Origin of the sequence: Streptomyces triticisoli (assembly GCF_003270085.1) — a bacterium.
In the GTDB taxonomy this organism is placed as follows: Bacteria; Actinomycetota; Actinomycetes; order Streptomycetales; family Streptomycetaceae; genus Streptomyces; species Streptomyces triticisoli.
The window spans coordinates 1-9,196 of record NZ_QFDQ01000209.1; the positions used below are offsets into that span (position 1 = coordinate 1).

Annotated in this window: 8 protein-coding genes; 2 read left to right on the forward strand and 6 right to left on the reverse strand. The window is 73.2% G+C overall.

Features of this window, described 5'->3' with window-relative positions:
- Positions 1-289 precede the first annotated feature (289 nt).
- The 3 genes from DEP02_RS26005 to DEP02_RS26015 all read right to left on the reverse strand — a co-directional run bounded on the left by DEP02_RS26005 (position 290) and on the right by DEP02_RS26015 (position 2,963).
- The gene (locus tag DEP02_RS26005) at positions 290-1,456 is read right to left on the reverse strand and encodes an ArsA family ATPase (RefSeq protein WP_112470121.1); all 1,167 of its coding nucleotides are present in this window, start codon (positions 1,454-1,456) and stop codon (positions 290-292) included.
- 111 nt (positions 1,457-1,567) lie between these two features.
- Complete coding sequence (locus DEP02_RS26010; protein WP_112470122.1) at positions 1,568-2,020, reverse strand: SRPBCC family protein; 453 nt, start codon at positions 2,018-2,020, stop codon at positions 1,568-1,570.
- A 145-nt stretch (positions 2,021-2,165) separates the two neighbouring features.
- The gene (locus tag DEP02_RS26015) at positions 2,166-2,963 is read right to left on the reverse strand and encodes a metallophosphoesterase family protein (RefSeq protein WP_112470127.1); all 798 of its coding nucleotides are present in this window, start codon (positions 2,961-2,963) and stop codon (positions 2,166-2,168) included.
- 242 nt (positions 2,964-3,205) lie between these two features.
- Between DEP02_RS26015 and DEP02_RS26020 the strand changes: the two genes are divergently transcribed.
- Positions 3,206-5,002: an AMP-dependent synthetase/ligase gene (locus DEP02_RS26020; RefSeq protein WP_112470123.1), complete on the forward strand. Its 1,797-nt coding sequence runs from the start codon at positions 3,206-3,208 to the stop codon at positions 5,000-5,002.
- 31 nt (positions 5,003-5,033) lie between these two features.
- Here DEP02_RS26020 and DEP02_RS26025 read toward each other — a convergent pair whose 3' ends face one another.
- Entirely contained in the window at positions 5,034-6,176 is a 1,143-nt protein-coding gene (locus DEP02_RS26025) for a glycosyltransferase family 4 protein (protein WP_112470124.1), read from the reverse strand.
- A 117-nt stretch (positions 6,177-6,293) separates the two neighbouring features.
- Between DEP02_RS26025 and DEP02_RS26030 the strand changes: the two genes are divergently transcribed.
- Positions 6,294-7,523: a glycosyltransferase 87 family protein gene (locus DEP02_RS26030; RefSeq protein ID WP_232839281.1), complete on the forward strand. Its 1,230-nt coding sequence runs from the start codon at positions 6,294-6,296 to the stop codon at positions 7,521-7,523.
- On the opposite strand, the gene DEP02_RS26035 is transcribed toward DEP02_RS26030, so the two are convergent.
- The gene (locus tag DEP02_RS26035; RefSeq protein WP_112470126.1) at positions 7,480-8,628 is read right to left on the reverse strand and encodes a hypothetical protein; all 1,149 of its coding nucleotides are present in this window, start codon (positions 8,626-8,628) and stop codon (positions 7,480-7,482) included. The two genes, DEP02_RS26030 and DEP02_RS26035, sit on opposite strands and share 44 nt — an antisense overlap.
- Before the next feature lie 212 nt (positions 8,629-8,840).
- Positions 8,841-9,196: C40 family peptidase (locus tag DEP02_RS26040; protein WP_198668596.1), on the reverse strand; the 356-nt coding region annotated here is incomplete at its 5' end.

A 9,196-nucleotide genomic window follows, 5' to 3' on the forward strand; every position in this document is an offset into this window, starting at 1 on the left:
GGTGGGAAACCGGGGCGCAGGGGGCGAAGCCCCCGCCGGGGTCTGGGGCGGAGCCCCAGGGACGGAACCTCTCCTCCCACCGAGACGGGCGGGCCGGGTGGGCCAAGCCGGGGCGCAGCCCCGAACGGGGCCTGGGGCGCAGCCCCGGGGACGGGACCCCTCCCCCCACCGAGACGGGCGGGCCGGGTGGGCCAAGCCGGGGCGCAGCCCCGAACGGGGCCTGGGGCGAAGCCCCGGGGACGGGACCCCTCCCCCCACCGAGACGGGCGGGCGGGTGGGCAAAGCCCCCTCACCGGCGGGGCCACAGCGCAGCGTCCGGCAAGAAGCGGATCCGCAGCTCGCCGTCGCGCAGAGCCGCTCCGTCCACGCTGCACCGCCGCAACGCCGAAGGCAACGGCACGATACGCCGGAACAGACCAACGGTCAGCACGAGTTCGTCACCCCTCCGAATGAGCTCCAGCTCACCCCGTACGGCCCCGGGCAGAGGAATGTGCCACACCAGCACCCCGTCCTCGGCGAGCCGGTCGGTGACGGGCCACTCGACCGGGGCGGGCGCCGGGTTGACGCCGGGCACGGCCAACGCGGCGAGATCGTCCGGTCCACGCGGGTCCCGCCCCAGGTGGACGGCCTGGTGGACGTCGTACGCCTCCTCCCACTCGTCCAGCGCCTTGCGCTGCTGCGCGACCGGCCCCGCCAGCCACGAGTCGGCGGGAGCCTCCGGCAGGACACGGCCGGCCACCAGGGACTCGACGGCCAGACCGCGTACGGCCAGACCGAGCGCCGCGCCACGGACGGCGTCCGCACCGGCCGGGCCCGGCTCCGCGACCAGGCGGACGGACGTGCCGGGGTCCGCGACGACCGCCGTCACGGCGGCCAGCTCGACGTCCCACCGGGCGGCCGTCTCGTACAGCCACTCCGCCGGCATGGGCACCCCCGCGAGCCGTCCGAGGACCGGGCGCAGGGCACGGGCCGCCTGCCGCTCAGGGGGAAGGAAGCGGCGCAGATAGCGGCGCAGTTCCTCGGGCAGGGCCAGCAGGGCGAGCGCCTGCGGGGCGGGCGGCAGGTCGACGACCAGCAACCCGAACCGCTCCGACAGGGCCGCGTCGCGCAACGCCCGCAGCAGGGCCAGCTCCTCGGCGCCGGGCAGCGGGGTGACCTCCTCGGTGTCGAGGCGGGAGGCCCCGAGGAGGTCCAGGACGTTGCGTGCGCGGTCCTGGAAGGTGGCCAGGTCCGCCCGGAAGTCGGCCGCCGCGTCGGGGCGCCAGGCGGTGAGGCGCGGGGCTGCCGGCACAGGCTCCGCACCCGTCGGTACGCCCAGTACCGCGCCCAGGGTGTCCGTGCGGTCGGCGCTGAGGACGAGGGTGTCCACGCCTTCACGGGCGGCGGTCAGTGCGGTGGCCGCGGAGATCGTCGTACGGCCGGATCCGCCCGGGCCCGTGATCAGGAGGGTGCGCATGGGGGTGAACCGTAACGGTAGGCGGGGGGCTTGGTCTGCCGCGGGTTTCACTTGGACGACCGCGGGGGCTTGCGGTGGGCCCACGGCCTTGGTCGTGGTGCTTTGCCGACGTTACCTGTCAGGTGACTCGACTGACTCCACCCGCTTCTTGAGCCCCGCCAGCGCCCGGTCGATGATGACCTTCTCCGCCTTCCGCTTGATCATGCCCAGCATGGGGATCTTGACGTCCACCGTGAGGAGATAGGTCACCTTGGTCGTCTTCGGGCCGGTCGGCTTGAGGAGGTAGGAACCGTCCAGGGAGCGCAGCATCTGGGACTTCACCAGGGTCCAGGAGACCTCGTAGTCGCTGCTCCAGGTGTACGCCAGGGTCTGGTCGTCCTTGATGGCGCCCGCGTCCATGACGAGGCGCACCTGCTCGGCGCGGCCCTGGTCGTCGACCTCGAGGACCTCGGCCTCCTTCACCTCGCCGGTCCAGTCGGGGTAGCGGGCGAAGTCGGCGATCACCCCCATGACGTCGGCCGGTGTCGCCTCGATCGTGATGCTCGAGCTGGTGTGTTCCGCCATCGCCGTGGCTCCTCCAGATGCGCGCCGGTGGTGCGGCCGTACTCGGCCGGTGGTGCGGGTGTCGTGCGCACGTGTGCGCAGCGTGAAGGCTACCGCGCGGCCGGGCGCCGGACTCCACCCCCACCTGCGCGATCGGCTGGAACGCTCACCATTCGAGTACCCAGGGCCGGCCGGTCCCGGCGAAGTGCCCCACGTTCACGCACTCGGTGGCGCCGATCCGCATCCGCCGGACCAGCGGCTGGTGGACGTGGCCGAAGAGGGCGTAGCGGGGGCGGGTGCGGTGGATGGCGTCGAGCAGGGCGCGGCTGCCCCGTTCGAAGCGGCGGGCGACGGTGTCGTAGACGAGTTCGGGGACCTCGGGCGGGATGTGGGTGCACAGGACGTCGACCTCGCCGACCGCTTCGATCTTCGCGGCGTACTCCTCGTCGGTGATCTCGTAAGGGGTGCGCATGGGGGTGCGCAGGCCGCCGCCGACGAAGCCGAAGACGAGGCCGCCGATCTCGACGCGCTCCCCGTCGAGCACGGTGGTGCCCTCGCGGGCGTACTCCTTCCACAGGGGCGGCATGTCGACATTGCCGTAGGTGGCGTAGGTCGGGGTGGGGAACGCGGCGAAGAGCTCCGCGTACTGCTTGCGCACCGCCTGTTCGATGACCGTCGCGCGGTCGCCGTCGAGACCCGCCCACAGCCGGGCGCCGAACTCGCGGGCCTCGGTGAAGCGGCGGGCGGTGCGCAGTTCGACGATGCGGTCGGCGTTCTCCACGCCGAACAGGTCGGGGAAGATCCCGCGCGAGTGGTCGGCGTAGTCGAGGAAGAGGATCAGGTCGCCGAGGCAGACCAGGGCGTCGGCGCCCTCGCCCGCTCGGGCCAGGTCGCGCGCGTTGCCGTGTACGTCGCTGACCACATGGACGCGTGTCCTGCCGCGGCCGGCCGATGTGGGTGCCATGCCCATGCAGCCTAGTGAACAGTGGCGGAGCCCGGTGAGCGGTGGCGGCGGACCCGCCGTTACTGGCTAGGCGTTCAGCGGGTCGACTACTGTGCGCACAGGAACATCAGTCCGTGTGACACAGCGAACATCTCGCCGGGCCCCCTGTCGGAGAACCGTACTGACGGGTAACGTCCGGGCCGTCCAGCGTTTCTGGATTTCAACCACGTCGTGGCGCCGGCGCCCTATGAGGAGCAGCAGTCTTGCGCGAGTTCAGCCTTCCGGCTCTCTACGAGGTCCCTGCGGACGGCAATCTGACCGACATCGTCCGCAGAAACGCCGCGCAGCATCCCGACGTCGCCGTCATCGCGCGCAAGGTCGGCGGCGTCTGGCAGGACGTGACGGCGAGGGACTTCCTCGCCGAGGTGCACGCCGCCGCCAAGGGGCTCATCGCCTCCGGCGTCCAGCCGGGCGACCGGGTGGGCCTGATGTCGCGGACCCGTTACGAGTGGACGCTGCTGGACTTCGCGATCTGGAACGCGGGCGCCGTCACCGTGCCGGTGTACGAGACCAGCTCGGCGGAGCAGGTGCAGTGGATCCTCGGCGACTCCGGCGCGACCGCCTGCATCGTGGAGCTGGACAACCACGCCGCCGCCGTGGAGTCGGCGCGCGAGACGCTGCCCGAGCTGAAGAACGTCTGGCAGATCGAGGCCGGCGCGATCGAGGAGCTGGGCCGGGCCGGGCGGGACATCAGTGACGCCGTGGTCGAGGAGCGCGGTTCGCTGGCGAAGGCCGACGATCCGGCGACCATCGTGTACACCAGCGGGACCACCGGGCGGCCGAAGGGGTGTGTGCTCACCCATCGTTCCTTCTTCGCCGAGTGCGGGAACGTGGTGGAGCGGCTGCGGCCGCTGTTCCGCACCGGTGAGTGCTCCGTGCTGCTCTTCCTGCCGCTGGCGCACGTCTTCGGACGGCTGGTGCAGGTCGCGCCGATGATGGCGCCGATCAAGCTGGGCTGTGTGCCGGACATCAGGAACCTCACCGACGAGCTGACCGCGTTCCGTCCGACGCTGATCCTCGGTGTCCCCCGGGTCTTCGAGAAGGTCTACAACGCGGCCCGTGCCAAGGCGCAGGCGGACGGCAAGGGCAGGATCTTCGACAAGGCCGCGGACACGGCGATCGCGTACAGCAAGGCGCTGGACGCTCCGGGGGGTCCCTCCTTCGGGCTCAGGGTCAAGCACAAGGTCTTCGACAAACTGGTCTACAGCAAGCTGCGCGCGGTGCTCGGCGGTCGCGGCGAGTACGCCATCTCCGGCGGCGCCCCGCTCGGCGAGCGCCTGGGACACTTCTTCCGCGGCATCGGCTTCACGGTGCTGGAGGGCTACGGCCTGACCGAGTCCTGCGCGGCCACCACCTTCAACCCCTGGGACCGGCAGAAGATCGGTACGGTCGGGCAGCCGCTGCCGGGGTCCGTGGTCCGTATCGCGGACGACGGGGAGGTGCTGCTGCACGGCGAGCACCTGTTCAAGGAGTACTGGAACAACCCGGCCGCGACGCGGGAGGCGCTGAGCGACGGCTGGTTCCACACCGGTGACCTCGGCACCCTCGACGAGGACGGATATCTGCGGATCACCGGGCGGAAGAAGGAGATCATCGTCACGGCGGGCGGCAAGAACGTCGCCCCGGCCGTGATCGAGGACCGTATCCGGGCGCACGCGCTGGTCGCGGAGTGCATGGTGGTGGGCGACGGGCGACCGTTCGTGGGCGCTCTGATCACCCTGGACGAGGAGTTCCTGGGCCGCTGGTGCGCCGAGCACGGCAAGCCGGCGGACTCCACCGCGGCGTCGCTGCGCGAGGACCCGGATCTGCTGGCGGCGATCCAGACGGCCGTCGACGACGGCAACGCCGCGGTGTCGAAGGCGGAGTCGGTGCGGAAGTTCCGCGTTCTGTCCGCCCAGTTCACGGAGGAGTCGGGGCACCTCACCCCGTCGCTGAAGCTCAAGCGGAACGTGGTCGCGAAGGACTACGCGGACGAGATCGAGGCCCTCTACACCAAGTAGGGCCTCATGGCCTTCCACGCCGGGCGCAGCCTCACAGAAGCTCCTTGAGCCGGTCCGCCAGCAGGTCCCAGCGCCACTTCTCCTCGACCCAGCGCCTGCCCCGCTCCCCCATGCGGCGGCGCAGCCCGGCGTCGCCGAGGAGGGCCACGATGCGGTCGGCGGCCTCCTCGGGGGCGCCGCCGCGCACGACCCAGCCGGTCTCGCCGTCGAGCACCGCGTCGGGCGCACCGCCGGAGTCCCCGGCGACGACGGGCAGGCCGGTCGCGGACGCCTCCAGGTAGACGATGCCCAGGCCCTCGACGTCGAGTCCGCCGCGCCGGGTGCGGCAGGGCATGGCGAAGACGTCACCGGCGCCGTAGTGCGCGGGCAGTTCGGCCCAGGGCACCGGGCCCGTGAAGCGCACGGAAGCGGCCACCCCGGTCTCCTCCGCGAGCCTGCGCAGGTCCTTCTCGTACGGCCCGCCGCCGACGACCAGCAGCACGGTGTCGGGCTCGGCGGCCAGGATCCGGGGCATGGCCCGGATGAGGGTGTCCTGGCCCTTGCGCCGCACCAGCCGTGAGACACAGACGACCACCGGCCGGTCGGTGAGCCCGAGCCGGGCGCGCACCTCGTCGCCGCCGGAGCCCGGGTGGAAGGTCTTCTCGTCGACCCCCGGCGGCAGTTGCGCCATCCGCGCGGCGGCCTCGGGCGTCAGCGCGCCGGCGATCCGGGAGCGGGTGTACTCGCCGAGGTAGGTGATCGTGTCCGTGGATTCCCCGATGCGGCGCAGCAGCCCGCGGGCGGCGGGCAGTTGGGCCCATCCGGCCTCGTGGCCGTGGGTGGTGGCCACCAGCCGCCGGGCGCCAGCCCTCCTGAGGGCCGGTGCCATCAGTCCGAGCGGGGCCGCCGCCCCGAACCACACCGAGGTGCACCCGTGCTCCCGCAGCAGCCCGACCGCGCGCCGGGTCGCCCGCGGGGTGGGCAGCAGCATCGTCGTACGGTCGCGTACGACGGTGAAGGGCTGCTCCGCGTCGAACGCGGCCGTCGCCTCGACGCCCTCACGGCTCCGCTTCCAGGTGGAGGCGTGGACGACCAGCCGCTCCGGGTCCAGCCGCAGCGCCATGTTGTGCAGGAACGCCTGGATCCCGCCGGGCCGGGGCGGGAAGTCGTTGGTCACGATGAGGGTCTTGTGCATCGCCGCCGACCCTACCCAACCCGGGTGGGACGGCCGGATACGGCCGTGCTTCTTGACCCGCGCACAGCCGGCCGGGAGATCATGCCCGGGACGGAGAGCGGACGGACGGGGCCTGAGGTGGACGGAGCGGGCGTGCGGCGGAGCCTGGCGGGGATGCTGGCGGCCTGGGGGGTCAGCCGGGCGGTGCTGCTGCTTTTCTTCTTCAAGGTGTTCGTCTTTCCGGGACCGGACGTCACCACTGACGTGTCGGTGATCTACCAGGGGTGGTACGAGGTGCTGCGGGGCGGCACCTTCCCGCTGGACGACGTCACCTGGCAGTACCCGCCCGGCGCCGCGCTGGCGATCCTCTCCCCCGCCCTCCTGCCGTTCCTGGACTACACCGCCGCCTTCGGTGTCCTTGCCCTGCTGGCCGACCTGGCGGTGCTGTGTCTGCTGCTGTACGGCGGCCGGCGCCCCGGCCGTCCGATGCGCGGCGCCTGGGTGTGGACGGTGGGCGCGGCCCTGCTCGGCCCGACGCTGTACGCGCGCTACGACGTGATGGTGACCGCGGTGGCCGTGGCCGCGCTGTTCGCGGGGGCCCGGCGCCCGCGGGCGATGGGGGCGCTGGCCGGCTTCGGGGCGTTGCTGAAGGTGTGGCCGGCGCTGCTGCTGGCCGGCGCGGTCCGGCGCCGGTCGTGGGTGGCCGCGGCGGTGACCGCGACCGCCCTCGGCTCGCTGTCCCTCCTCACCCTGCCCGGGGCGCTGTCCTTCCTGACCGCCCAGCGCGACCGGGGGACGGAGGTGGAGTCGCTGGGCGGGCTCGTATTCCAGGTGGCCCGGCACTTCGGCTGGGACGGCCGGGTGCTGCTGCACTACGGCTCGGTGGAGTTCGTCGGGCCGTACGTCGACGTGGTGAGCAACGCCTCCCTGGCGCTGACCGGAGCCGCGTTCTGCTGGCTGCTGCTGTGGCGGCTGCGCGCGCGCCACTTCGGCCCGGCCGCCCTGGCGGACTCCGCGTTCACGGCCGTCCTGCTCTTCACGGCCACCAGCCGGGTGATCAGTCCGCAGTATGTGGTGTGGCTGGTCGCCCTGGCCGCCGTCTGCCTGTGCTTCCACGGCAGCGGCATGGGCCGGCCGGCCGGGCTGGTGCTGGTGGCGGCCCTGGTGACGGTCCTGGAGTTCCCGGTCTTCTTCGGGGCCGTCGTGTCCGGCGACCCCCTGGGTGTCGGCCTGCTGTTCCTCCGCAACGGCCTGCTGGTCGCCGCCTGCGTGACCGCGTGCCGCGCGCTGTGGCGCTCGACGGTGTCCGGCCCGGCCGGCCCGGTCACCCCAGTTGATTCCTCAGATACTCGCGCCACCGTTCGGTGAACTGCTCCAGGGTGGTGCCGAGGATGTCGCGCAGGGCCTCCTCGACGGCGCCCTCGCGCCGGGGGTGGGCGCCGACGGCCCGGTAGAAGGCGTCGAGGCCGTGTGCGCCCCAGTGGGCGGCGATCATGCGGCAGGCCATCCAGCCGCTCTCGTAGGCCTGGGCGAGCCGGGCGGGGTCGCCGGTGAAGCCGAAGTCCTGGTCGGTGGGCAGGGCGGCCGGAACGTTTCCGTCGGAGACGGCGTGCTGGAGTTCCGGGGCGGCCTGGGCCGGGGTGCGGCCGGTGCGGCGGTAGCCGACCCAGTCGGCGTAGCCCTCGGAGAGCCACAGCGGGGTGGCCGAGTTGGTGTGGGCGCGGGTGGCGACGTGGGTCGTCTCGTGGGTGAGCACGACCTGTCCGCCGAGCGGGCCGAGCGTGCCGTAGGCGTCGGGGTTGACGATGACGCGGTCCGCGGGCGCGCTGCCGGTGCCTCCGGTCTCGCCCGTGGTGACGGCTGCGATGCCGCGGTAGTGGGAGGCGGGTGAGCCGAGCAGTCCGGCCATGCCCTGCAGGGACCCCGGGACGAGCAGCATGACGCGCCGGCTCCAGTCGGTGCCCCACGCCTCCGACACGGCGGGCACCGCGCGGTCGGCCAGGTCGGCGTAGCGGCGCAGGGTCGCGGTGGACTGGCCGACGCCGAGGACGAGGCTGCGCCGCCCGTGGACCACCGACACCGGGCCCTGGTCCCACAGTTGCTGGGCGGACTTCCGCCCGGGGCGGTCGGAGTCGACGTACCACTTCCCGTCGGCGCCGGTGGACAGGGTGAGCGTGCGGCCCGCGGTGACCGGTGCCTTGTCGTACCCGGTCACCCGGTAGCGCAGTTCGGCCTGTGCGGTGGCGGTGGCGCCGCTGCGGTGCAGACCGGTCAGGCGGTAGGACCAGGCCGTCAGCGGTACGGACTTCAGGTTCGCGTACGGGGCACGGGTGCCGGTGGCGGCGTGGGCCGCCGGGTCGTGGTGGAGGACGGCCGCCGCCCGCCGGTCGAGTACCCGCTGTACCTCGGCCCTGGCGGTGTCGGCCGCGGACGGCCCGCCGCAGGCCGTCAGGGAGGCGAGCAGCAGGCTCACCGCGAGGACCGAGAGCCTGTCGTCGAACTCCCTTCGTCCGCCCGGAGGTCGGGCCCGGCGGCGTCGTGGGGGTCCCCCCTGCTCGGAAGAGCTTGGGGAAGTGCGTGCCGGACGCCGCCGGGCAGGCGGGAGTTCGACGACAGGCTCTGAAGACCTCGACGCCCGTCCACGACCAGCCATTTCCTGATCGTACGGCGGCATCGGGGCGGCCGTCAGACCCGGGTGACCGACGAGATGGGCATCATGTTCACCGGGTCGTGGCGGACCGGGGCGCCCGGGTGGGGGGCGTGGATCACCCGGCCGCCTCCCGCGTACATCGCGACATGTCCGGCGTCGGAGCGGTAGACGACGAGGTCGCCGGGCCGGGCCTGGGACAGCGGGATGCGCCGGCCGGCGTCGCGCTGCTCCTGCGAGGTGCGCGGCAGGTGCACCCCGGCCCGCGCGTACGCCCACTGCATCAGGCCCGAACAGTCGAAGCCGGAGGGCCCGTTGGCGCCCCAGACGTAGGGGCGGCCGAGCGCGGAGCGGGCGGCGGCGACGGCGGCGGCCGCGCGGGCGGAGGCGGCCG

Bases quoted from the DNA above. Each gene is read 5' to 3' on its own strand.
- DEP02_RS26005 (WP_112470121.1), bottom strand. From the start codon at position 1,456: ATGCGCACCCTCCTGATCACGGGCCCGGGCGGATCCGGCCGTACGACG.
- DEP02_RS26010 (WP_112470122.1), bottom strand. From the start codon at position 2,020: ATGGCGGAACACACCAGCTCGAGCATCACGATCGAGGCGACACCGGCC.
- DEP02_RS26015 (WP_112470127.1), bottom strand. From the start codon at position 2,963: ATGGCACCCACATCGGCCGGCCGCGGCAGGACACGCGTCCATGTGGTC.
- DEP02_RS26025 (WP_112470124.1), bottom strand. From the start codon at position 6,176: ATGCACAAGACCCTCATCGTGACCAACGACTTCCCGCCCCGGCCCGGC.